At 72.4% G+C, this 23,406-nt stretch carries 23 protein-coding genes; 13 read left to right on the forward strand and 10 right to left on the reverse strand.

The genetic code is table 11. From position 1 onward, the window contains the following. Positions 1-44: 44 nt before the first annotated feature. The 3 genes from ACU4ZT_RS09470 to ACU4ZT_RS09480 all read left to right on the forward strand — a co-directional run bounded on the left by ACU4ZT_RS09470 (position 45) and on the right by ACU4ZT_RS09480 (position 2,476). Positions 45-335, forward strand: a complete 291-nt coding sequence (locus tag ACU4ZT_RS09470) for a hypothetical protein (protein WP_063071178.1) — start codon at positions 45-47, stop codon at positions 333-335. A 205-nt stretch (positions 336-540) separates the two neighbouring features. Further along, positions 541-1,773, forward strand: a complete 1,233-nt coding sequence (locus ACU4ZT_RS09475) for a DUF349 domain-containing protein (RefSeq protein ID WP_445337068.1) — start codon at positions 541-543, stop codon at positions 1,771-1,773. Positions 1,774-1,867: 94 nt separating this feature from the next. Then, a complete protein-coding gene (locus ACU4ZT_RS09480; protein ID WP_254654491.1) occupies positions 1,868-2,476 on the forward strand; it encodes a type IV toxin-antitoxin system AbiEi family antitoxin in 609 nt (202 codons plus the stop codon). Here the strand turns inward: ACU4ZT_RS09480 and ACU4ZT_RS09485 are convergent. The 10 genes from ACU4ZT_RS09485 to pdxT form a co-directional block, all read right to left on the reverse strand. Next, a complete protein-coding gene (locus ACU4ZT_RS09485; protein WP_063071177.1) occupies positions 2,463-4,712 on the reverse strand; it encodes a RelA/SpoT family protein in 2,250 nt (749 codons plus the stop codon). The genes ACU4ZT_RS09480 and ACU4ZT_RS09485 overlap by 14 nt on opposite strands. Before the next feature lie 87 nt (positions 4,713-4,799). After that, the gene (locus ACU4ZT_RS09490; RefSeq protein ID WP_063071176.1) at positions 4,800-5,159 is read right to left on the reverse strand and encodes a rhodanese-like domain-containing protein; all 360 of its coding nucleotides are present in this window, start codon (positions 5,157-5,159) and stop codon (positions 4,800-4,802) included. Next, the gene (gene secF, locus ACU4ZT_RS09495; RefSeq protein ID WP_063071175.1) at positions 5,156-6,166 is read right to left on the reverse strand and encodes a protein translocase subunit SecF; all 1,011 of its coding nucleotides are present in this window, start codon (positions 6,164-6,166) and stop codon (positions 5,156-5,158) included. The genes ACU4ZT_RS09490 and secF overlap by 4 nt, the downstream gene beginning before the upstream one ends. Beyond that, positions 6,166-7,968, reverse strand: coding sequence for a protein translocase subunit SecD (secD, locus tag ACU4ZT_RS09500; protein WP_270981759.1), 1,803 nt, complete (start codon positions 7,966-7,968; stop codon positions 6,166-6,168). The genes secF and secD overlap by 1 nt, the downstream gene beginning before the upstream one ends. Before the next feature lie 124 nt (positions 7,969-8,092). Continuing rightward, positions 8,093-8,482 (reverse strand): preprotein translocase subunit YajC, encoded by a 390-nt coding sequence (yajC, locus tag ACU4ZT_RS09505; RefSeq protein WP_107490167.1) that lies wholly within the window; start codon positions 8,480-8,482, stop codon positions 8,093-8,095. A gap of 76 nt (positions 8,483-8,558) precedes the next feature. Next, a complete protein-coding gene (ruvB, locus tag ACU4ZT_RS09510) occupies positions 8,559-9,647 on the reverse strand; it encodes a Holliday junction branch migration DNA helicase RuvB (RefSeq protein ID WP_445337069.1) in 1,089 nt (362 codons plus the stop codon). Continuing rightward, on the reverse strand, positions 9,644-10,288 hold the full coding sequence (gene ruvA / locus ACU4ZT_RS09515) for a Holliday junction branch migration protein RuvA (RefSeq protein ID WP_063071190.1): 645 nt from the start codon (positions 10,286-10,288) through the stop codon (positions 9,644-9,646). The genes ruvB and ruvA overlap by 4 nt, the downstream gene beginning before the upstream one ends. 17 nt (positions 10,289-10,305) lie before the next feature. Then, entirely contained in the window at positions 10,306-10,959 is a 654-nt protein-coding gene (gene ruvC, locus ACU4ZT_RS09520; RefSeq protein ID WP_270981764.1) for a crossover junction endodeoxyribonuclease RuvC, read from the reverse strand. Positions 10,960-10,965: 6 nt separating this feature from the next. Further along, positions 10,966-11,733, reverse strand: a complete 768-nt coding sequence (locus ACU4ZT_RS09525) for a YebC/PmpR family DNA-binding transcriptional regulator (RefSeq protein ID WP_445337070.1) — start codon at positions 11,731-11,733, stop codon at positions 10,966-10,968. Between the two features lie 77 nt (positions 11,734-11,810). Next, positions 11,811-12,440: a pyridoxal 5'-phosphate synthase glutaminase subunit PdxT gene (gene pdxT, locus ACU4ZT_RS09530; RefSeq protein WP_063071170.1), complete on the reverse strand. Its 630-nt coding sequence runs from the start codon at positions 12,438-12,440 to the stop codon at positions 11,811-11,813. A gap of 488 nt (positions 12,441-12,928) precedes the next feature. Here pdxT and ACU4ZT_RS09535 point away from each other — a divergent pair, with 488 nt between their 5' ends. The 10 genes from ACU4ZT_RS09535 to ACU4ZT_RS09580 all read left to right on the forward strand — a co-directional run bounded on the left by ACU4ZT_RS09535 (position 12,929) and on the right by ACU4ZT_RS09580 (position 23,375). Next, positions 12,929-13,669, forward strand: coding sequence for a phosphocholine cytidylyltransferase family protein (locus ACU4ZT_RS09535; RefSeq protein ID WP_175345471.1), 741 nt, complete (start codon positions 12,929-12,931; stop codon positions 13,667-13,669). Further along, positions 13,666-15,594: an asparagine synthase (glutamine-hydrolyzing) gene (asnB, locus tag ACU4ZT_RS09540; RefSeq protein WP_217491909.1), complete on the forward strand. Its 1,929-nt coding sequence runs from the start codon at positions 13,666-13,668 to the stop codon at positions 15,592-15,594. Before ACU4ZT_RS09535 ends, asnB begins: the two co-directional genes overlap by 4 nt. Continuing rightward, positions 15,591-16,103, forward strand: a complete 513-nt coding sequence (locus ACU4ZT_RS09545; protein ID WP_063071167.1) for a thiamine pyrophosphate-binding protein — start codon at positions 15,591-15,593, stop codon at positions 16,101-16,103. The genes asnB and ACU4ZT_RS09545 overlap by 4 nt, the downstream gene beginning before the upstream one ends. A gap of 2 nt (positions 16,104-16,105) precedes the next feature. Further along, positions 16,106-16,681, forward strand: a complete 576-nt coding sequence (locus ACU4ZT_RS09550) for a thiamine pyrophosphate-dependent enzyme (protein WP_445337071.1) — start codon at positions 16,106-16,108, stop codon at positions 16,679-16,681. After that, a complete protein-coding gene (locus ACU4ZT_RS09555) occupies positions 16,678-17,595 on the forward strand; it encodes an isocitrate lyase/phosphoenolpyruvate mutase family protein (protein ID WP_445337072.1) in 918 nt (305 codons plus the stop codon). The genes ACU4ZT_RS09550 and ACU4ZT_RS09555 overlap by 4 nt, the downstream gene beginning before the upstream one ends. Before the next feature lie 13 nt (positions 17,596-17,608). Then, positions 17,609-19,015, forward strand: a complete 1,407-nt coding sequence (locus ACU4ZT_RS09560; protein ID WP_063071164.1) for an aldehyde dehydrogenase family protein — start codon at positions 17,609-17,611, stop codon at positions 19,013-19,015. A gap of 60 nt (positions 19,016-19,075) precedes the next feature. Then, entirely contained in the window at positions 19,076-20,110 is a 1,035-nt protein-coding gene (locus ACU4ZT_RS09565) for a diiron oxygenase (protein WP_445337073.1), read from the forward strand. Positions 20,111-20,184: 74 nt separating this feature from the next. Continuing rightward, on the forward strand, positions 20,185-21,459 hold the full coding sequence (locus ACU4ZT_RS09570; protein WP_445337074.1) for an MFS transporter: 1,275 nt from the start codon (positions 20,185-20,187) through the stop codon (positions 21,457-21,459). Then, entirely contained in the window at positions 21,456-22,697 is a 1,242-nt protein-coding gene (locus ACU4ZT_RS09575) for a glycosyltransferase (protein ID WP_063071161.1), read from the forward strand. The genes ACU4ZT_RS09570 and ACU4ZT_RS09575 overlap by 4 nt, the downstream gene beginning before the upstream one ends. Positions 22,698-22,871: 174 nt before the next feature. Continuing rightward, complete coding sequence (locus ACU4ZT_RS09580) at positions 22,872-23,375, forward strand: NUDIX hydrolase (RefSeq protein ID WP_270981752.1); 504 nt, start codon at positions 22,872-22,874, stop codon at positions 23,373-23,375. Positions 23,376-23,406 lie beyond the last annotated feature (31 nt).

Here is a 23,406-nt window from a genome sequence, read left to right on the forward strand (position 1 = left end):
TGTTCCCGTACCGCCGACTCGGGCGGCACCGACCGGAGGACGCCGTGGCCCCCAGGAACGACCGCGCAGCCCGTGAGGCGCAGGCCCGGCTCCGCCGCTACGAGGCCCGTCAGGAGCTGCACGCGAGCGGCGTCCGCCGCCGCCGCCGCGACGACCTGGTCGCGGTCGTCGGCGTGATCCTCGTCGCCGCGCTCGCGGTCGGCGCGCAGCTCGCGTACGAGGCCGGCCCCGGAGCCCCGGCTCCCGCGCCGTCCTCCACCCCCGCCTCTCCCGGCGACCCCGCGCCCGCCACGCCGGACGCCACCCCGGCGCCGGACGCCACCCCGGCACCCTGAGCAGCCGGCCCGACCGCACGGTCCTCACGAGCGCCTGCGAGCCCGGGCCGATCGGCGTCCTCCCGCGCAGGCGCGACCCGCGCTGGGGCATGATCGACAGGTCAGCCCGCCGACGCACGCGGCGAACCTGCGCGATGCCCGTGCTCTAGGCTGACGTGCACGTCTCCGCACCGGTCCGGCCGGTCCTACGAACAAGGTGGAATCCGTGGCAGACAACGATCAGACCCCCTGGGGCCGCGTCGACGAGACGGGCACCGTCTTCCTCCGCGAGGGCGACGGCGAGCGCGTCGTCGGCCAGTACCCCGACGGGACCCCCGAGGAGGCGCTGGCGTACTTCCAGCGCAAGTTCACCGACCTCGCGGGTCAGGTCACGCTCCTGGAGCAGCGCGCCAAGCGCGGCGCCCCCGCGGCGGACGTGTCGAAGGCCGTCGCGCACCTCATCGAGGCGGTCGACGGCGCGAACGCCGTCGGCGACCTGCAGGCCCTGCGGGCCCGGCTCGACGTGCTCGCCGCCACGGTCGGCGAGCTCACAGAGAAGCAGGGCGAGGAGCAGCGCCAGGTCGTCCAGGGCGCCGTCGCCGAGCGCACCGCCATCGTCGAGGAGACCGAGCGCCTCGCGCAGCAGGACTTCTCGAAGGTGCAGTGGAAGCAGCTCACGGCCGAGGTCGACGCGCTGTTCGCCCGTTGGCAGCAGCACCAGCAGACGGGGCCGCGCCTCCCCAAGAACGAGGCCAACGAGCTGTGGAAGAGGTTCCGCACCGCGCGCTCCACCATCGACACCGAGCGCAAGGCGTTCTTCGCCGAGCTCGACAACGCGCACAAGGACGCCCGCTCCAAGAAGCAGGCCATCGTCGAGCAGGCGCGCGCCCTCGAGTCGCAGGGCGTCGGCGGCATCCCGGCGTACCGTCGCCTCCTCGACGAGTGGAAGCTCGCCGGCCGCGCCGGCAAGCGCTACGACGACGCGCTGTGGGCGCAGTTCAAGGCCGCGGGCGACGTCCTCTACGGCGCCAAGGCCGAGGTCGACGCGGCGGACGACGAGGAGCAGCAGGCGAACCTGCAGGCGAAGCTCGCCCTGCTCGACGAGGCCGAGCCCATCCTCCAGATCACCGAGCGCACCGCCGCGCGCGACAAGCTCACGGCCGTCCAGCTGAGATGGGACGCCGTCGGCCGCGTGCCGCGCGACAGCGTCAAGACCGTCGAGGACCGGCTCCGCAAGGTCGAGACGCACGTCCGCACTCTCGACGAGGAGTTCTGGCGCAAGAACAACCCGGAGACCAAGGCGCGCTCCGAGGGCCTCGCGTCGCAGCTCGGCGCCGCGATCGACAAGCTGCAGCGTGAGCTCGACGCTGCCAAGGCCGAGGGCGACGCCCGCCGCATCGCCGAGGCCGAGGAGGCGCTCGCCGCCCGCCGGGTCTGGCTGGACGCGCTGGGGTCCTAGCCCTCCTCCTCCGCACGGCGACGACGGGCCGGGATCCTCCACAGGATCCCGGCCCGTGGTCCGTGCGCGGCCGGCACCTGCCATGGTGCGCCGCATGACCCCGCGCCTCGCCCCCGTCCTGTCCGTCCTCGACCTGCCCCTCGCCGAGCTCTGCTCCGCGCGCCTCGACGGCGAGGTCTACGAGGTCGACGCCTGCTACTCCCCCGTGGACGAGCTCGCGTCCCCCTGGCTCCGCGCGGCGGCGCTGGCCGCCCAGGTGCCGAGCCGCCTCATCGCCGAGCGCCTGACCGCGGCGTGGGTCCACGGCGCCACGCGCCAGCCCCCGCGCACGCACGAGTACTGCGTCGACGCCGTCGCGCGGTGCCATCCACCGGAGCTGCGGAACGTCCGCATCCGCGAGGTCGTGCTCGACGAGCGCGACACCGTCGTCATGGCGGGCCTCCGCGTCACCACGCCCGTGCGCACGCTGTGCGACATCGCCCGCACGGTCGCCGACTTCACGCCGCGGCACGAGAGCGCGTGCCTCGGACTGCTCGCCCTCCCCGACGTCACGGTGCCCGCTGCCCGCGCGCACCTCGAGGCCTCCGGGGCGCTGCCCGACAAGCGCCGCGCGCTCGCGCGCCTCTCGGCCCTCGCCGGTCTCGCGGACGACGCCGCAGAGCACGAGGGCGCCGGCGGCGCCGCTCCGATCAGCCCCCGTTGACCCGGTACACGTCGTACACGGCGTCGATCCGCCGTACGGCGTTGAGCACCCGGTCGAGGTGGGTGACGTCGCCCATCTCGAACACGAAGCGGCTGATGGCCAGCCGGTTCGAGGAGGTGGACACGGACGCGGACAGGATGTTCACGTGGTGCTCCGACAGCACGCGCGTCACGTCGCTGAGCAGACCCGAGCGGTCGAGCGCCTCCACCTGGATGTGCACGAGGAACAGGCTCTTGGACGAGGGCGCCCACTCCACCTCGATCATGCGCTCGGGCTCGGAGCGCAGCGAGCCGACGTTGTGACAGGACGCCTGGTGCACCGAGACGCCGGCACCCCGGGTCACGAAGCCGATGATCTCGTCCCCCGGGACGGGCGTGCAGCACTTGGCGAGCTTGACGAGGATGTCGGGGGCGCCGCGGACCAGCACGCCCGAGTCGCTGTTGCGCGACACCCGGGAGCGCTGCGTGACGGCGAAGACCTCCTCCGCCTCCCCGCCGCTGTCGCCCTGGATGGACGCGAGCACCTTCTCGATCACCGACTGGGTGGAGACGTGGCCCTCGCCGACGGCCGCGTAGAGCGCCGCGACGTCGTCGAACTTCATGCTCTGGGCCACGTCGGAGAACGCGTCCTGGTTCATGAGCTTCTGGAGCGGGAGGTTCTGCTTCCGCATGGCCCGGGCGATGGCGTCCTTGCCCTGCTCGATGGCCTCCTCGCGGCGCTCCTTGGTGAACCACTGCTTGATCTTGTTGCGGGCGCGGGCGCTCTTGACGAACGCGAGCCAGTCCTTGCTCGGGCCGCTGTCCGGGTTCTTCGACGTGAAGACCTCCACGACGTCGCCCGTGGTGAGCGGGTTCTCGAGGGGCACGAGCCGCCCGTTGACCTTCGCCCCCATGGTGCGGTGGCCGACGTCCGTGTGCACCGCGTAGGCGAAGTCCACGGGCGTGCCGCCGGCCGGGAGGCCGATCACCTTGCCGTGCGGCGTGAAGACGTAGACCTCCTTCGCCCCGATCTCGAAGCGCAGGCTGTCGAGGAACTCGCCGGGGTCGGCGGTCTCGGACTGCCAGTCGGAGATGTGGGCGAGCCAGGCGAGGTCGGTGTCCCCCTGCGGCGACACCTCCGTCGTGCGGCCGCCGTTCATGCGCTCCTTGTACTTCCAGTGCGCGGCCACGCCGAACTCGGCGCGCTGGTGCATCTCGTGCGTGCGGATCTGGATCTCGACGGGTCGCCCCTTCGGGCCGATCACCGTCGTGTGGAGCGACTGGTAGAGGTTGAACTTGGGGGTGGCGATGTAGTCCTTGAACCGCCCGGGCACCGGCGTCCAGCGCGCGTGGATGGCACCCAGCACCGCGTAGCAGTCGCGCAGCGAGTCGACGAGCACGCGGATGCCGACGAGGTCGTAGATCTCGTCGAACTCGCGACCGCGCACGACCATCTTCTGGTAGATCGAGTAGTACTGCTTCGGGCGGCCGGCGACCTTGCCCCGGATGCGCGCGGACCGCAGGTCGTCGTTGACGCTGTCGATCACCTGCTGCACGAACTCCTCGCGCTGCGGCGTGCGCTGCTTGACGAGGTTCTCGATCTCGACGTAGATCTTCGGGTAGAGCACCGCGAACGAGAGGTCCTCGAGCTCCCACTTGATGGTCTGGATGCCGAGGCGGTGCGCGAGCGGCGCGTAGATCTCGAGCGTCTCCTTGGCCTTCCGCTCGGCGGAGGCCGACTCGACGAAGCCCCACGTGCGGGCGTTGTGCAGGCGATCGGCGAGCTTGACCACGAGCACGCGGATGTCCTTCGACATGGCGACGACCATCTTGCGCACGGTCTCGGCCTGCGCGCTGTCGCCGTACTTGAGCTTGTCGAGCTTGGTGACGCCGTCGACCAGCATCGCGATCTCGTCGCCGAAGTCGTGCCGGAGCATGTCGAGCGTGTACTCGGTGTCCTCCACCGTGTCGTGCAGCAATGCGGCCGCGAGGGTCTTCGGTCCGATCCCGAGGTCGGCGAGGATCTGCGCCACGGCCACGGGGTGGGTGATGTACGGCTCGCCGCTCTTGCGCTTCTGACCCTCGTGCGCGTTCTCGGCGACCGAGTACGCCCGCTCGATGAGGCCCATGTCTGCCTTGGGGTGGTGCAGCCTGGCGGTGCGGATGAGCTGCTCCACGGCGCCGGCCGGCTGCGCCCGGGAGAAGAGGCGGGGCACGAGGCGCCGGAGGGAAGCCGTGCTCGAGGTCGTCTCCGTCATCGTCCAGCCTCCCAGCCGTCTGCTGGTGACCAAATTATCACCGCAGCACAGCGCTCCCGACCACTGCTCCGGCGGGACGGGCGCGGATCAGGCGACGCGGCCCGCGGACCCGTCGTCCGTGACGACGTCGCCGCCCATCTCCGCCCAGGCCTGCATGCCGCCGGTGATGTTGGAGGCCGCGAAGCCCCCGCGGAGGAGGGCCTGCGTGGCGAGCGACGACCGGTGGCCGGAGCGGCAGACCACGACGATGTGCTCGTCGGACGGCAGCTCGTCGGCGCGGTCCTGGAGCTCGCCCAGGGGGATGTGATGGGCGACCGCGGAATGGCCCGCGGCCCACTCGTCTGCCTCGCGCACGTCGAGGAGCCAGGACTCCCCCGTCGCCGTGCGGGCCTTGGCCGTGGCGGCGTCGATGTCCTCGGGGACGCCCGCTCCGTGTGCGCTGCTCATGCCTCCACCGTAGCCGCGGCGCGCTCGGCCTGGGCCCGGCTGGCGGCCGCGGCCGCGCGGGCGTCGCCCTTCTTCACCTTCGGCTCGTTCTCCCGGAGGTGCGCGTACAGCGGGGCGGCGAGGAAGATCGTGGAGTAGGTGCCCACGATGATGCCGATGAAGAGCGACAGGGCGATGTCTCGCAGGGTGCCCGCTCCGAGCACCACGGCGCCGATGAAGAGGATCGAGCCGACCGGGAGGATCGCGACGATCGAGGTGTTGATCGAGCGCACGAGCGTCTGGTTGACGGCGAGGTTGACGGACTGACCGAACGTGCGCCGCGACTCCTGGCCGTCCTCCGCGGTGTTCTCGCGGATCTTGTCGAAGACCACGACCGTGTCGTACAGCGAGTAGCCGAGGATCGTGAGGAAGCCGATCACCGCTGCCGGCGTGACCTCGAACCCGGTGATCCCGTAGATGCCGGCGGTGAGCACCAGGTCGTGGAGCAGTGCCACGATGGCGGCGACGGACATCTTCCAGGTGCGGAAGTACACCGACATGACGAGGGCGGCCAGCGCGAGGAACACCACGAGCCCCCAGAGCGCCTGGCGCGTGATGTCCTGGCCCCAGGAGGGGCCGATGAACGACTCCGTGACGCTCGCCGGCTCGACGCCGTACGCCGTGGCGAGGGCCTGGCGGACGGCGGTGCTGTCGGTGGCCTCGAGCTGGTCGGTCTGCACGCGCACCCCGTCGGAGCCGACGCTGGAGACGCGCGCCGGCACGGGGGTCACGGTGGCCACCGCGTCGCTCGCGATGTCCTGCGACTGCGAGGACGCCCCGCTCACCGTGAACTCGGATCCGCCCGTGAACTCGATGCCGAAGGTGAATCCGCCCCGGACCAGCGGCCCGAGGATCGAGATGAGGATGCACACGGCGGCGATGCCGTACCAGAGCTTGCGGCGCCCGACGATGTCGAACGAGCGCTTGCCCGTGTAGAGGTCGTTGCCGAACTCGGAGAAGCCAGCCATCAGTCGTCCCTGCTCGTGTCGTCGGATCGCGGCGCGTCGATCGTCGCGGTCGAGGTGGTGCCGGTTCCCGCGCCCTGGGCGGCCTTGCGCTCGGCGATGGTCTGCCGGCGCGCCGCCTCCTTGGCCGCGGCGGTGCCTCGGCCGGTCGAGACGGTCGGGGTGCGGAAGGTGGCGCGGCCGCGGTAGACCGCGCCGAGCGCCCGCGGGTCGAGCCCGCTGAGGCGGTGGCCCTCGGCGAAGAAGCGGCGCTCGGCGAGCAGCTGCAGGATCGGGTGGGTGAAGAGCGACACGACGATGAGGTCGATGATCGTCGTGAGCCCGAGCGTGAGCGCGAAGCCCTTCACGTTGCCGACGGCGAGGATGAAGAGCACCGCGGCGGCGAGGAAGTTGACCGTGTCGGAGGCGATGATCGTGCGCAGCGCGCGCTTCCACCCCTGCTCGACCGACGAGACGAGGCCGCGGCCGTCCCGGAGCTCGTCCTTGATGCGCTCGAAGTACACGATGAACGAGTCCGCCGTGATGCCGATGGCGACGATGAGCCCCGCCACCCCGGCGAGCGACAGCCGGTACCCCTCCCGCCAGCTGAGGAGCGTGATGAGCAGGTACGTGATGACGGCGGCGATGGCCAGCGACGCCACCGTCACCATGCCGAGCGCCCGGTACTGCACGAGCGAGTAGAGCACCACGAGCACGAGGCCGATGAGTCCCGCGATCAGGCCGCTGGTGAGCTGGGAGGACCCGAGCGTCGCCGAGATGACGTCCGAGCTCTGCAGGGTGAAGCTCAGGGGCAGGGCGCCGAACTTGAGCTGGTCGGCCAGCGCCTTGGCGCTCTCCTGCGTGAAGTTGCCCGTGATGGAGGGCTTGCCGTTGGTGACGACGCCCTGCGTGACCGGTGCGGAGATGACCTCGTTGTCGAGGACGAAGGCGAACTGGTTGCGCGGGGACTCGAGCGTGATGAGGCGGGTCGACATGTCGCCGAACTGCTTCGTGCCGTCTCCGTCGAAGACGAGGTTGACGGCCCACGTGCCGGTGCTGACGCCCTGGCTGGACTGCGTCAGCCCGCTCGTGGCGTCGGAGATCGTGCTGCCGTCGACCTCGACCGGGCCGAGCACGTACTTGGCCGCCTTGTCGTCGGCGCAGGCGATGATCGCGCGGTCGGCGGGTGCGGCCTGGCCGTCGTTCTCCGGCGCGGTGGCGCAGTCGTAGGCGGCGAACTGCGCCTGCAGCCTCGGGGTGATCCAGGCGACATCGCTGGGGCCGGTCGGCTGCGTCGCGGGCTCGTCGGAGAGCGTGGCGGGGTCGGGCGTGGCCTCGGCGGCCGGCGTCTCGGCCGCGGGGGTCGACCCGTCGGCGGGCGCGGATCCGTCCGTGGGCGTCGGCGTCGGCGTGGGCGTGGCGGTGCCGGGGGCGCCGACGAGCACGGGCCGCAGCTCGAGCTTCGCGGACGACTGCAGGCGCTGCATCGTCGCGGCGTCGGGCTCGCCCGGCAGGCTCACCACGATGTTGCTGCCGCCCTGCGTGGTGATCTCCGCCTCGGAGACGCCGCTCGCGTCGACGCGCTGGCGGATGATCGACACCGCCTGGGCGAGCTGCTCGCTCGTGGGCCCGGACGACGAGCCGTCGAGCTGCGGCGCGAGGATGATCTGCGTGCCGCCCTCGAGGTCGAGCGCCAGCTTCGGGGTCCAGGACCCGTTGCTGAAGGCGATGCTCGCCGCGTTGCCGCCGGCGAGGAGGCCGATGATGACGAGCAGCCAGACGAGCTTGCGCCGGGCCTTGCGTACCGGTGTGGGCGACTTGGCCACCTGGACACTCGACTTTCTCCGCGGGACGCCCGCCGCTGCGACGCGGTCCCGGATGGGTGGGGGAGCTGGCCCGGGCGCGATCCCGCCCGGGTGCGGCGGACGGCTCAGCCGCCCGCCCGGTGGATCAGGAGCGCGCGGTGGGCGCGTCGCCGTCGTCGAGGCGACGACCGGCGTCCGTGCTGCCGGTCTCGTCGACGACGTCGGTCGCGGGGGCGTCGTCCACGAGCTCGCTCGCGTCGTCCGCCACGGCCACGGTGGGCTCGACGACCCGGGCGATGGTCTGGCGGTGCAGCTTGAGGACGGTGCCGGGCGAGACCTCGAGGTAGGCGAGGTTGTTCTCGTCGTCGAAGGAGACGAGCGTCCCGTAGATGCCGGATGCGGTCATGACCTCGGCGCCGGGCACCATCTGCGTCTGCAGCGCGGCCAGGTCCTTCTGGCGCTTCCGGCTGTTGCGGAACATGAAGAAGATGAGCAGCGCCAGGACGGCGAACATGATCAGGGTGAACGGGTCCATGCGGGACGGGCCTTTCAGGAGCTGGGGGTGTACGGACGCGACGAACCGGCGACGTTCCGCGGGAGGCCAGCTTGAATCATAGGCCATCGCCGAAGAGCGGCTCCTCGGCCCCGGGAGACGCCGCCCCCGGTCCGGGGGCGCCCGGCCGGACCTGGGCCATCGGTCCCTCGAGCCCGAAGTGCCGCCAGGCGGCGGGGGTCGCCACGCGACCGCGCGGGGTGCGGGTGACCAGCCCGGTGCGCACGAGGAACGGCTCGACGACCGACTCGATGGTCTCGGCCTCCTCCCCCACCGAGACGGCCAGGGTGTTGAGCCCGACGGGTCCGCCGTCGAAGCGCGTGAGGATGCCGCGCATCACCGCGCGGTCGAGCCGGTCGAGGCCGAGCGGGTCCACGTCGTAGAGGTCGAGGGCGGCGCGGACGGACGTCACGTCCGCCTCCGTGCCGTGGACGAGCGCGTAGTCGCGCACCCGGCGGAGGAGGCGGTTGGCGATGCGGGGCGTCCCACGGCAGCGTCCCGCGATCTCCGCGACGGCCTCGTGCTCGATCTCGAGGTGCAGCATCCCGGCCGCGCGCTCGATGACCTGCTCGAGCTCGTGCGTCTCGTAGAACTCGAGGTGCGCGGTGAAGCCGAAGCGGTCGCGTAGCGGGCTCGGCAGCATGCCGGAGCGAGTGGTGGCGCCCACGAGCGTGAAGGGCGCGAGCTCCAGCGGGATGGAGGTGGCGCCGGCGCCCTTGCCCACCATGATGTCGATGCGGAAGTCCTCCATCGCGAGGTAGAGCATCTCCTCGGCGGAGCGCGCCATCCGGTGGATCTCGTCGACGAACAGGATCTCGCCCGGCACGAGCGCGGACAGCACCGCCGCGAGGTCGCCCGCGTGCTGGATCGCGGGGCCGCTCGTGAGGCGGAGCGGCCGGCGGCTCTCCTCCGCGACGATCATCGCGAGCGTCGTCTTGCCGAGCCCGGGCGGGCCGGCCAGGAGGATGTGGTCGGGCGAGCGGTTCTGCATCGCGGCCGCCGTCAGCAGCAGCTCCAGCTGCCCACGCACCTTGACCTGCCCGACGAACTCCGACAGGGACCGTGGTCGCAGCGCGCCCTCGAAGGCGAGCTCGGCCTCCGACTCGGGGACGGGGCTCGACACGTCGCCCTGCTCGGGGGCGCTCACCGGTCGGCCGCCGCGCCGGCCGCGGCGGTGCCGGGCGCCTGCTGCGGGCCGAGCATCCCGAGGGCGACGCGGAGGAGGCGCGCCATGTCGGCCGGCGCGCCCTGCTCCTCGGCGGCGGCCACCGCGTCGTCGACCGCCGTGCGGGCGACGCGCTCCGACCAGCCGAGGCCCACGAGCGCGGTGAGGACGTCCGCGGTGACGGACGACGGGGCGGATGCCGCCGAGCGCGACCGCGGCTGCGTGACGACGAGCTTCCCCGCCAGCTGCAGGACGATGAGCTTCGCCGTCTTGGGGCCGATGCCGGAGACGCGGCGGAACACGGCGTCGTCCTCGACGGCGATCGCCTGCGCCATGGCCTCGGGGTCGAGGTGCTCCAGCACCGCGAGGGCGGACTTCGGGCCGACGCCGGTGACGCCGCAGAGCAGCTCGAAGGCGCGCAGCTCGTCCGGCCCGGGGAAGCCGAAGAGGGTGAGGGAGTCCTCGCGGACGACCAGGGACGTGAGGACGGTGGCCTCGGATCCGTGCCGCAGCTCGAGCGCGTGCCGCGGGGTGACGGAGATCCCGTAGCCGACGCCGTGGACCTCCAGCAGGAGGGTCTGACCGGAGACGGACAGCACGGTGCCGCGGAGGGAGGAGATCACGCCCACAACCCTACGAGCTAGCGCCGACCCCGCTGCGCACGCTCGGCGGCGAGCCACGCCGCCTGGGCCGCGGTCGGTCCGGCGGCACCGGGCGCCGCCGACGCGGCGGCGCGCGAGACCGGCGCGGGCGTCCCGGTGATCCCCGCGCGGGACAGCCCCGCCCGCCAGCCGGCGCAGATGGCGAGGGCGAGGGCGTCCGAGGCGTCGGCCGGGGTCGGCAGCTCGTCGAGGCCGAGGATCCGCGCGACCATCGTCGCGACCTGCTTCTTGTCGGCCTGCCCGTAGCCCGTGACGGCCGCCTTCACCTCGCTCGGCGTGTGCATCGCGACGTCGAGCCCGCGCCGCGCGGCGCCGGCGAGGGCCACGCCCGTGATCTGCGCGACGCCCATCACCGTGGAGAGGTTGTCCTGCGCGAAGACGCGCTCGATGGCGACGACCGCCGGGCCGTGCCGCGCCACGAGCTCGTCGATGCCGTCGCCCACCGCGAGCAGCCGGTGGTGCAGCTCGTCCGTGGGGCTCGTCCGCACGACCTGCACGTCGACGATGCGCGCCGAGCGGTCCGCGAACACGTCGACCACCCCGACGCCGCAGCGGGTCAGTCCGGGGTCGATCCCGAGGATCCGGACGGACGGCCCGGTGCCGCCCGCGCCGCTCCCCCGCGCACCGGCGATGAGGGGCTACTCCTCGTCGTCGTCGTCGAGCGCCGCCTGGACCTCGGCGGGCACGTCGCTGTTGACGTAGATGTTCTGGACGTCGTCCAGGTCCTCCATGGCGTCGATGAGCTTGTTCACCTTGCGCGCGGTCTCGAGGTCGACCTCGACCTTGACCTGCGGCACGAACTCCACGTCGGCGGAGTCGTACTCGATGCCCGCCGCCTGGAGCGCCTGGCGCACGGCGACCATGTCGCTCGGCTCGCACCGGATCTCGAACACCTCGCCGTGGTCGGTGACGTCCTCCGCGCCCGCGTCGAGGACCGCCGTGAGGACGTCGTCCTCCGTCGGCGCCTCGGCATGGGGAACGGCGAGGACGCCCTTGCGGTGGAAGTTGTAGGCGACGCTGCCCGGATCGGCCATGTTGCCGCCGTTGCGGCTCATCGCCGTGCGGACCTCGGCGGCCGCGCGGTTCTTGTTGTCCGTGAGGCACTCCACGAGCATCGCGACGCCGTTGGCCGCGTAGCCCTCGTACATGATCGTCTGGTAGTCGACGACCTCGCCGAGGAGGCCCGCGCCGCGCTTGACGGCGCGGTCGATGTTGTCGTTCGGGACGCTGGTCTTCTTGGCCTTCTGCACCGCGTCGACGAGGGTCGGGTTGCCGGACATGTCGGCGCCGCCGATCTTGGCCGCGACCTCGATGTTCTTGATCAGCTTCGCGAACGACTTGGCGCGACGCGAGTCGATGATCGCCTTCTTGTGCTTCGTGGTCGCCCACTTGGAATGTCCGGACACGGGTGGTTCTCCTTACGCGGCGTCTGCTCGCTGTCAATGATGGACCATCTGGCGGCCGCGCCGATCGACCCCGGGGGTCAGAGGGTGCGGCCGGACTCCTCAACCATGTCGAGGAAGAGGCGGTGGAAGCGGAGGTCGCCCGTCACCTCCGGGTGGAACGAGGTGCCGAGGAGCGCGCCCTGGCGGACGGCGACCACGCGGCCGTCGTCGAGCGACGCGAGAGCCGACGCAGCCGGCCCGACCGACGCGACCACGGGCGCGCGGATGAAGACGGCGTGCACGGGCGGGTCCCCCAGCTCGGGCACGTCGAGGTCCACCTCGAAGGACGCGGTCTGGGATCCGAAGGCGTTGCGGCGGACCGCGACGTCGAGCCCGCCGATGCTCCGCTGGTCGTGGATCGCGTCGACGATCTCGTCGGCCAGCATGATGAGGCCGGCGCAGGTCCCGTACACGGGCAGCCCGTCGTCGATCGCACCGCGGAGCGGCTCGGCGATCCCGAACTGGCGCGACAGCTTGTCCATCACGGTGGACTCGCCGCCCGGGATGACCAGGCCGTTGAGCCCCGGCAGGTCCTTCGGCTGGCGGACGAGCCGCGTGCGCGCACCGAATCCCTCGAGCACCCGCACGTGCTCGCGGACGTCCCCCTGCAGCGCGAGGACGCCGACGAGAGTCCCGTCGGCGTTCGGCGCCGCCGTGCTACCGGCCACGCTGGGCGAGCCGGTGGGCGGCGCTCACGCCGGCGAGCTCGTCGCCGTGAGCCGGGATCGACGTGCCACCACCCCGTGCGGAGCGGGATGCGGAGGACGAGGGCATGGAGGACAGGATATCCCGCGCGCGACGGGTGCCCGGCCCGCGGGCGCGATTATGCGACGGGATGACCGCTTCGTCAACAGATGGCGAACGGGGGATGGACGTCGATACCGTCCTCGCACGAAGCTGACGATGTCGTATCGAACGCGAGGCTCCGTCCACGGACGGGCAGGCGTTCACGAGCTCCCTTCTCGTCGGAGGCGCACAGGTCGTACGCGTGCAGGACGAGACGGGGAGGGATCGATGTCGCATCAGGGCGTACCCGAGGGGTGCAGGCGGAGGCTGCTGGCCGACGCGCCGGCTGCCGTCCGCGAAGGGGTGCAGGGACGGGACCGGGTCCGGTCGCGCGAGGTCGTCGGGGCGTCCGCCGGTCGGGGAGCCGACCGTGGCTGAGACGAGGGCGGTGCTCCTCTGCGCCGGATCCGGCACCCGCGCGCGCGACGTCACGGGCGACGTCCCGAAGTGCCTGCTCGAGATCGACGCCGTGTCGCTGCTCGCCCGCGCCCGCGCCCAGCTCGCACGCGCCGGGGTGCGCGACTCCGTGGTGGTCGCCGGGTTCGAGTGGCGCCAGCTGGCGAGCGCCGTGGGACCGACCGGGACGGTGCGCGTCTGGGACGGCTGGGAGACCGCCAACAACCTCTGGACGCTCGGCGCGAACGTCGACCTCCTCGAGGGGGGAGGCGACCGGGTGATCCTCTTCGGCGACGTGGTCTTCGATCCGGGCATCCTCGACGCGCTGCTCGACTCGCCCGCGGACGTCGCGCTCGCCGTCGACGGCTCCTCCCGCCTCGAGGGCACCATGCGGGTCCGCCTCCGGGACGGTGCGCTCGAGATCGGCAACCGCCTCGCGCCGGCCGAGGCGGACGGCAACTTCGTGGGGATCCTCAAGCTGAGCGAGCGCGCCTGCGCGCCCGTCGCGGCCGAGCTCGCGCGTCGGTTCGCCGAGGGCCGCGATCGCGACGACTACTACACGGCGGTCCTCCCGGACCTCGCGCACACGCTGTCCATCGAGTGCGTCAGCGTCGGGGGGAACCGATGGGCGGAGGTGGACACGCCCGCGGACTACGCCCGCGCGCGCAGCATCTTCGAGACGGGGCGTGGAGGTGCCGGCCCATGTGCGGGGTGACGGGGATCCTGGAGCTCGACGGTCGGCCGTTCGCCGACCTGGAGATGCTCGCCGCCGTCAACGCGTGCCAGGCTCATCGCGGACCCGACGAGTCCGGCTACCACGTCGACGGTCCCGTCGGTCTGGGATTCACGCGGCTCAGCGTCATCGACGTGCCGCACGGGCAGCAGCCGATGGTCGACGCGGACACGCGCGTGTCGCTCGTCTTCAACGGGGAGATCTACAACTTCCGGGAGCTCCGGAGCCAGCTGCGGGCGCGCGGCCACGTGTTCCGGACGTCGAGCGACACGGAGTCGCTCCTCCGCGGGTACCTCGAGTGGGGCTCGGACGTGGTGCACCGGCTGAACGGCATGTTCGCGTTCGGCATCCACGACGGTCGCACGGGCACGCTCCTCCTGGCTCGGGACCGGCTCGGGATCAAGCCCCTGCACTGGGCGGTGGTCGACGGGAGGTTCGTCTTCGCGTCCGAGATGAAGGCGATCCTCGCGGTGCCGGGCTTCCGCAGGCAGGCGAGCCTCGCCGGCATCTCGAGCTACCTCACCTTCCGTCAGGCCGTGTGGGGGAACAGCTACTTCGAGGGGATCGAGAAGGTGCTGCCCGGCCATCTGGTCGAGGTGTCCGGAGGGCGGGTCGTCGACCGCGAGTACTGGCAGCTCCCCGTGCCCCGGCCGGACGGGTCCCGGAGCGGACCGGAGTGGATCGACCTCGCCGACGAGATGCTCGGGAGGGCCGTCGACCGCTGCCTCGTCTCGGAGGTGCCGCTCGGGGCGTACCTGAGCGGGGGCCTCGACTCGAGCCTCGTGGTCGCGATGATGGCGCGGCGCCTCGATCGCCCGGTGCGGACGTTCTCGGTCGGCTACGGGACGGGCGCGTACGACGAGGGGGCGTTCGCGCAGCAGGTCGCCGACCACGTCGGCGCCGAGCACACCCATCTCGTCGTCGGCAGGGAGACGTACGAGGAGGGGCTCGTGCCGCTGATCCGGCACCGCGACGCGCCCCTGTCCATCCCGCAGGAGATCGCCGTCCACGCTCTCTCCACCGAGATGAGGCGCCACGTGACGGTCGCGCTCTCGGGGGACGGGGCGGACGAGCTGTTCGGCGGATACGGGCGGGTGATGCGCTCGCCGCTCGACTGGAAGAAGACGGCGGCGCTGCAGAAGGTGGTCCCGCCGGCCCTGGCGAGGAGGATCGCGGCCGCGCACGGCCCGAGCCAGACCTCGCTGGCCGCGAACCTGGACGTGCGCGACCACCTCGAGCACTTCTACCGCATGTACCACTGGGTGCCGTTCGAGGAGAAGTGGGGCCTCTTCTCCCCCGAGGCGCGCGAGGCCCTGCAGGGTGATCGCGCGGTCAGGGCCCCGTTCGAGCGGTCGTTCGCCCGGACCGCGGATGCCGACCCCTACGACCGGGTCCTGCACGCGTTCCAGCACCTCCACATCGGCGCGATCCTCGACAAGGTCGACGCGATCGGCATGTCCGCGAGCCTGGAGGGACGCGTGCCGTTCGTCGACCACGAGCTGGTCGAGGCGTTCGTGCACATGCCCGTCCGCCACAAGATGGCGTGGAACAGCCGCTCCGCGCAGCTCCGCTCGTGGTTCACGCCCGCCTTCCGCGCCTCCGAGACCCTGGACACGACGAAGACCGTGCTGCGGAGGGTCGCCGACAGGTACCTCCCGGGGACGCTGACGTCGCGCAAGAAGATGGGCTTCCCCACGCCGCTGGACGACTGGATGCGCGACGGCATGCTGGTCCGCGCCCGCGAGGTGCTCCTGGACGGGGCAACCCAGCGCGACGGCCTCTTCGATCGGCGGGCGATGGAGGAGTTCCTCCGCCGCCCGCAGGACCTCGACCACGACTTCTACGGGAAGAAGGTCTGGATGTACATGAACGTGGCGATCTGGATGCAGGAGGTGGTGCACTCGTGACCGCCGGGACCGCGACGGCGACGGCCGCCGACCGGGTGCTCGCCGCCCTGCGGCGGGAGGGGGTCGACTTCGCGACCGGCGTCCCGTGCTCCCTGCTCGCGGGGCTGTTCTCCGCCCTGGAGCGCGGAGGGCCGGGCGAGCGCATCCGGTACGTCCCGGCGCCGCGCGAGGACACCGCGATGGGGATGGCGGTCGGGGCACGGCTGGCGGGTGCGATGCCCGTCGTCCTGATGCAGAACTCCGGACTGGGCTACTGCCTGAACGTGCTCACGAGCCTCACCCTCATCTACGACGTCCATCCGCTCATCATCATGAGCTGGCGCGGGCACGACGGGACGGACGCCGTCGAGCACGACGTCATCGGCCGCGAGGTCGTCCGCCTCCTCGACGTCGTCGGGATCGCGCACGCGGTCCTGGACCCCGAGCGGCCGGAGCGGGCCGTGGCGTCGGGCATGGACGCGGTGCGGGACGCTCAGCCGTTCGTCGTGCTCGTCGTGGAGGGGATCTAGTCGTGCGGTACGAGGACGCGTTCCGAGCCCTGCTCGACGCGCACGCGGACGCCGCCGTGGTCGCCACGTGCGGCCACATCTCGCGGGACCTGTTCGGCTTCCACGACAGGGGCGGCAACCTCTACCTCGTCGGGTCGATGGGGATGGCGGGACCGGTGGCGCTCGGCGTCTCGATCCAGCTCCCGTCGACGACGGTGATCGCGATCGACGGCGACGGCTCCGCGGCCATGAACCTCAGCGGAGCGGCCAGCGTCGCGGGGAGCGGCAACCGGATCCTGCACGTCGTGCTCGACAACGGCCAGCACGGCAGCACGGGCGGTCAGCGCGTGTCCCCCTCCGGGGACCTGGCCGCCGTCGCCCGCGGGCTCGGGTACCGCACCGTGCTGGACATCACGACCGAGGACGAGCTCGCGGGGATCGCGGGGATCGCGCGCTTCCCCGCCTTCGCACGGATCCGGGTCGCCCCGAGGTCCGGGCCGATCGGACCCCGCGTGTCGCTCGCACCGCGGGAGCTCCGCGACAGGTTCGCCGCGCATCTGCGGTCGGACGGACACGAGATGAGAGGAGAGGGACGATGACGATGCAACGGACGCTCCGGGACGTGCTGACCTCAGCGCGCATCGGGAGCGCGGCCGGCGCGCACAACGCGCTGACGGCGCGGCTGGTCGAACAGGCGGGATACGACGTGGTCTGGGCCAGCGGGCTCGAGATCTCCGCGTCGATGGCCGTGCCCGACGCGAACATCCTGACGATGAGCGACGTGCTGGCGGTGGCGGCGTCGATGGCCGCGAAGGTCCGGATCCCGGTCCTCGCGGACTGCGACTCGGGATTCGGCGGCACCGCCAACGTCGCCGCCATGGTGCGGGCCTACGAGGCCGCGGGCATCCAGGGCGTGTGCGTCGAGGACAAGACCTTCCCGAAGCTGAACAGCTTCGTGGCGGGGAACCAGTCGCTGGTGCCGATCGAGGACTTCTGCGGGAAGCTCGCCGCCGCCCGGGAGAACCGGTCCTCGGACGCGTTCGTCGTGATCGCGCGCATCGAGGCCTTCATCGCGGGATTCGGCCTGCACGAGGCGCTGGTCCGGGCCCGTGCGTACGAGGCCGCCGGCGCGGACGCGCTGCTGATCCACTCGAAGCGCGCCGACGCGACCGAGATCGAGGGGTTCCTCGCGGCCTACGACGGCGAGCTGCCCGTGGTCGTCGTCCCCACGACCTACAAGGAGACCACCCTCACGGACCTGCAGCGCATGGGGGCGTCGCTGGCCATCTACGCGAACCAGGGCCTGCGCAGCGCGATCTCCTCCACGCGGACGACGCTCCGCACGATCCTCGAGTGCGGCTCAGCCGCCGCGGTGGACGACTCGATCGCGCCCCTGCAGGAGGTGTTCGACCTCCAGGACATGGCCGATCACGTGAGCCGGGAGGCCCGCTACGAGGCCATCGGCCGCGACGTCGCCATGGCCGCCGAGTCGCCCGCCCCGCGGGTGGGCTGAGCCGGTGTCGGTCATGGACGCCGCGACGGCGACGGCGGGCCCGGCGCTCGTCAAGACGGATCCATCGACCGGGAGGGTGCTCGGCACCTTCCCGGCGGGTCGGGCGGAGCAGGTGCGCGTGGCGGCGGAGCGCGCGGCGTCGGCCTCCCGCGGCTGGGCGGACGCGGGAGCGGTTCGGAGAGGCGACGTCGTGCACCGGCTCGCCGAGCTGATCGAGGCGCACCGCGACGAGCTCGCCGCCAGCATCCGGGCGGAGACCGGCAAGCCGGTCCGGGACGCCGTGGGCGAGGTCGAGCGCACGGTGGCCCTCGTGCGCTTCGCCGCCGGCTTCGGCAGGCGCACCGGCGGTGAGACGCTCCCCTCCGACACCCCGCTCACGGCGAGCTCGACGCATCGACGGCCGGTCGGGCCGGTCGCCCTCATCACGCCGTGGAACTTCCCCCTGGCGATCCCGGCCTGGAAGCTCGCCCCGGCGCTCGTGGCCGGGTGCACGGTCGTGCTGAAGCCGTCCCCGCTCGCCCCGCGGACGGCCGAGCTCCTCGTCGACCTCGCCGCGCTCGCCGGGGTTCCCGACGGCGTCGTCTCGGTGGTCCAGGGCGACGGCGTCACCGGGGACCTGCTGGTCTCCCGCGCCGAGATGCGCGCCGTCAGCTTCACGGGGAGCGTCGACGTCGGGCGCTCGATCCACCGGGCCGCCTCGCGGACGATGGCCAGGACCCAGCTCGAGATGGGCGGCAAGAACGCCGTCATCGTCATGGAGGACGCCGACCTCGATCGCGCCGCGACGGCCGTCGTGCGCGGCGCGTTCGGCCAGTCCGGCCAGCGCTGCTCCGCGACGAGCCGCGTCATCGCGCACGCGCCGGTGCACGATGCGCTGGTCGCGAGGATCGTCGAGCACGCCATGCGGCTCCGGCCCGGTCCCCCGGACGACCCGAGCTCGGACCTCGGCCCGCTGATCAGCGAGGACGCCATGCGGCGGTGCCTCGACGCCGTGCAGGCGAGCCGCCTGGATGGCGGCACCGTGCTGTGCGGCGGCGAGCGCATGGGGACCGTGGGGAACTTCGTGCTGCCCACCGTCATCGTCGGGCTGGATCCCACGGCGCCGCTCGCCCGGACGGAGGTGTTCGGACCCGTCCTCGTCGTCCTCGCGGCATCGTCGCTGGAGGAGGCGATCGCCATCGGCAACTCCGTGGAGTACGGGATGTCCGCGGCCATCTTCACCTCCGACATCCGGAGCGTCGGGCGCTTCGTCGCCGAGACGGAGGCCGGCATGCTGCATGTCAACCGTGCGGGTACGGGAGCGTTCCCGCACATGGCGCACACGGGGGCGAAGTCCTCGCAGTTCGGTCCCGCGGAGTGCTCCGAGGAGGGCCTCGGCTTCTTCCTCGAGACGAGGACGGTGACCATCGATGTGTCGTGACACCCCCGCCGTCGCGTCGGCTCGCGACCGACCCCTCGTGTCCGCGGAGAGGAGTGCGTCATGTGCGGCACCGTAGGCCTGTTCGTCGGCTGCGCGGCCGCGGCCTTCTGCCCCGTCGCCCGGACGCAGGGCACGACGGACGCGGCCGGCGTCCCGCCGGACGCGCCTCCGCCGGACTACCGCTCCGCCTTCAGCAGCTGGGACGCGCGCGCGAGCGTCCGATCGGCGCCCCGGCGCGTGCTGCGGCCGGACGCGGGCCTCGCCCTGTTCCCGGAGGAGCTGGTGCCGGTCGCCGCGCATCCCCTCGTCCGCGCCCTCGGCCCCGAGGTGCTCGTGGGGATGCAGACGCGCCAGCTCTACCGCTACCTGCACTTCACCGCGAAGCTCGAGCACCTGGTGGTCAACCACGTGGCGCTCGGCATCGCCAACGGGGACGTCCGCGTCCCCATCCCCGAGCAGATGCGGTTCGACGCGCTCAAGATCTACTGCGACGAGGCGTACCACGCCTACTTCTCGGTGGACCTCATCCGCCAGGCCGAGCAGCTGACGGGCATCGCCCCGCCGAAGGCGGACGAGGAGCCCTTCTTCCTCGTGCGGCTGCGCGGCCTGCAGGCTCTTCACGAGCCCCGGCTGGCCGGCCTCATCGAGCTGGCCTTCACGATCGTCTCCGAGACGCTGATCTCCTCCACGCTCACGGACGTGGGACGCGGCGTGCGCGTCGATCCCGCCGTCACGGACGCGGTCCACGACCACGCGCTGGACGAGGGCCGCCACCACGCGTACTTCGCCGCGTACCTCGAGCACCTCTGGGGGAGCCTCGATCCCGGGCAGCGCGAGTTCGTCGCGCAGCTGTTCCCCCGGCTCATCGACGTCTTCCTCGACCCCGACCGGCCCTCCGTCGCCGCCGAGCTCGCCGCGTACGGGCTGCCCCCGGACCAGATCGAGCAGGTGCTGGCGGACGTGTTCTCGGACGACATCCGTCACGCGTACAACCGGGCCACGGCGGCCAAGCTGCTCGCGTACCTCGGGGCGCTGGACGTCTTCTCCAGCTCGGCGGCGCACGAGCAGGCGGCATCGCTCGGGCTCGTGGACTAGGAGATGATCGTGGACATGGAGCGCAGCGAGCGGACCACCGCCGGCGTCCGTCGGACCCGTCAGGCGGGGCCGACATGACGGCGGCTCCCCCGCAGGAGCGCGGACGGCTGGTGTGGCCGGTCGCGGCCTGGTTCTGGGCGCTGCAGTTCGCGGTCCTCAATCCCCTGCTGGCCGTGCTGCTCGTCACGCTGTACGACGCGACGCCCTCGCAGGTCGGCTGGGCGCTCGGCGCGTACAACGTGGGCGGCTTCATCGCGTCGCTGGCGATCCCCGTCCTCGCCGACCGGACGGGCGACTACCTCCGGCCGCTGCTCGTGTGCGCGGTCGCCGGGGTCGCGCTGGTGGTGGTCCTGGCGGTGACGACGTCGCTGCCGTGGGCCGTGGCCGCGCTCGTCGTGCTGGGCGGGCCGCCCGGGGTCGGGTCGACCCTGCTGTTCGCGCAGCTCCGACACGAGGGGGCGGCGCCCGCCCAGGTCATCCGCACCCGGGCGATCGTCTCGTTCGCCTGGGTCGTCGGTCCTCCGCTCGCCACCCTCTGGACGGGAGTGACGGGATCGCCGGCGGCGCTGCTGCTCCTCGCTGCGGTCGGCGTCGTCAACGTCGTCACCGCCCTGCTCCTGCTGCGCCGGCGCGGATCCACGGCCCCGGCGGGCGCCGGAGCCGCCCGCCCGAAGCTGCTCGCGCAGCTGCGCGGCTGGTCGCGCTGGACGACGATGACCGCGTTCGTCCTGCTGCAGGCCACCAACATCGCGACGGTCACGATCGCGTCCCTGTTCATCACGCGCGACCTCGACAGCCCGCTCGTCTGGGCCGGCGTCGTCCTCGGCGCGGCCGCGCTCCTGGAGATCCCCGCGCTCCTCGTCATCGGCCGGCTCCACGGACGCGCGAGCACGGCGTCGCTGCTCCTCACCGGCTTCGCCTCCGGCGCCGTCTACTACGGCACCGCCGCGCTCGCCTCCCACCCCTGGCAGCTCCTCGCCCTGCAGCCGCTGAACGCCTGGTTCTTCGCGGTGGTCGCGGGCGTGGGGCTCACCGTGTTCCAGGACGCCTTCGCGAGCCCCGGTCTCGCATCCGGCCTCTTCACGAACACCCGACGGGTCGGCGCCATCCTCGCCGGGGCGCTCATCGCGCTCCTCGCCGGCTTCCCGGCCCCCTACCGCGCGGTCTACGGCGCCTCGGCCGCGATCACCGCGCTCATGGCCATCGGGGCGCTCGTGATCGTGGTCGCCGGAGCCCGCGCCCGGACACGCTCCCGGGCAGCTGACCCGCTCAGGGCGCCGGATCGGGGGCCTCGCCCCGCGACACCACCCGCCACCGCATGCACCGACGACCGGAAGGAACACCGATGAGCAGCACGACGAGCAAGCTCGAGCCGAGCGACGAGTACCTGGTCCGCTTCCTGAGCGACGGGGAGTACCGCAGGGAGGCCTTCGCGGTCGCCGACCGGCTCGTCGACGAGGACGTGACCGACGAGGGAACCGTCCTCGCGTGGACGCACGGGGACGGGATCCTCGCCGAGCTGGTGACGCACCTGGCGGCGTCGAGGCGCGTGGTGAGGAGCCTGGCCGAGCCGGTGAGCGTGGGGATCGTCTTCGCCGTGTGGAAGGAGGCGCGACGCCTCCAGCCCCGGACCGAGCGGAACCCCGCCGGCGAGGACGCCCTGCGCGCGAAGGTCGCCGAGCTGGAGTGGCTGTTCCGCGACGCCCCCGTCAGCTGGCGGCTCTACATAGTGGACGACGAGTGCCCCGAGGGGAGCCTGGAGGTCGCGCGCGCGATCGTCGAGGAGGACGGGCTCGAGTCGGTCGAGCTGCTCCGGTTGCGCGACGCGCTGCCCGCCGCGGAGCCGCCGCTGTCGAAGCTGGCCGCGGCCGACCTCTCGGTGAAGGGCGGCGCCCTCCTGCTCGGGCTGCGACGCGCCTCCGCGCGGGGCCACGACTACGTCATGTTCACGGACTGCGACAACAGCAACAACCTGGGTCAGATCGGGCTGCTGCTGGAGCCGTTCCTCACCGGCGGGGTCCGAGCCGCCATCGGGGATCGCCGATCCACGCGCGTCTCGCACTGGCAGGACTCCCGGGACAGCGAGTCGACGGCCAACTACGTCCTGAAGCGGGTGCGGCAGCTCCTCGCCTTCGACCTGATCCTCCGCGACGTGACCTGCCCCTTCAAGATGTTCGACCGCGCGTGCCTCGCGGCGATGCTGGAGGAGCTCGACGTCTTCGACTTCTGCGTGGACTACGACATGCTCGGCTACCTGCAGCACGAGGGGACGCCGCTCGCCGTCGTGCCCATCGTCTCGCTCGATTCGGAGACGGAGACGACCTGGGTCCCGCTCGGCAACGCCAGCGTCTGGTGGCAGAAGCTGCGCGGCTTCGTCCACGTGGTGGAGAAGTACGGGCTGCCGCACGACCGGGAGGCGGCCGATCTGGTCCGGAGGCACCTGACGTCCCAGGAGGCCGTCGCGGCGGTGCTCCGCGCCGGAGAGCAGGGCGTCGTCCTCGGCGGGCGGCCGATCAGCCCTGCGGAGCAGCTGCAGATGGACCTGGGCGAGGTGGAGGAGTGGTTGTGTGCCGTGCTGTCGGAGTAGCCACGTGATCGGCGTGGCCCGGTGCCGCCTGGACCCGAGGTGGCGCCGATGAACGGTGACGGGCCCCACCTCGACGAGATGCGGATCGGTGACGTGGCCCGCGAGCCGTCATCGAGACCGACGACGCGGTACAGCCTGACCGTGACGTCCCCGGTGGCCGAGCGCAGGATGTCGGTGGACTGCATCGACCTTCCCGACCTCGCCGCCGTCATCCCGTACTGCCCCGAGGACGCATCGGTCCACCTCGTGGAGCAGGTGCGGCCGGCGCTGTTCGTCAAGCACGGCTGGAGGACCGACCTCGAGCTGCCCGCGGGCTTCGTGGATCCCGGCGAGAGCCCGCGCGACGCCGCCGTCCGCGAGCTGCGGGAGGAGACCGGCCTCGAGGCCCTCGACATCGCGCATCTCTGCGACTTCGTGATCTCGCCCGGCTTCACCGGGGAGATCACGTCCCTCCACCTCGCCCGCGTCGCACCGCGGGAGGACGACGACCGCTGGACCATGACGGTCGACGAGGAGATGCTGCGGGTCCGCCGGGTGCGACTCGCCGACGTCGCCGCACTCCTCGGAGAGGGCCGGGTGCACAACGCCCTCACCTGCCTCGCCCTCACCTGGTGCCTGGCGCACGGGGATGCGCTGGACGCCGGCCCCGGCCCCGGCGCCGGGGGCTCCGATGCGTAGCCGCCGCGAGGACCGGACGACCATGCCCGGC

This window comes from Clavibacter davisi, assembly GCF_052751415.1.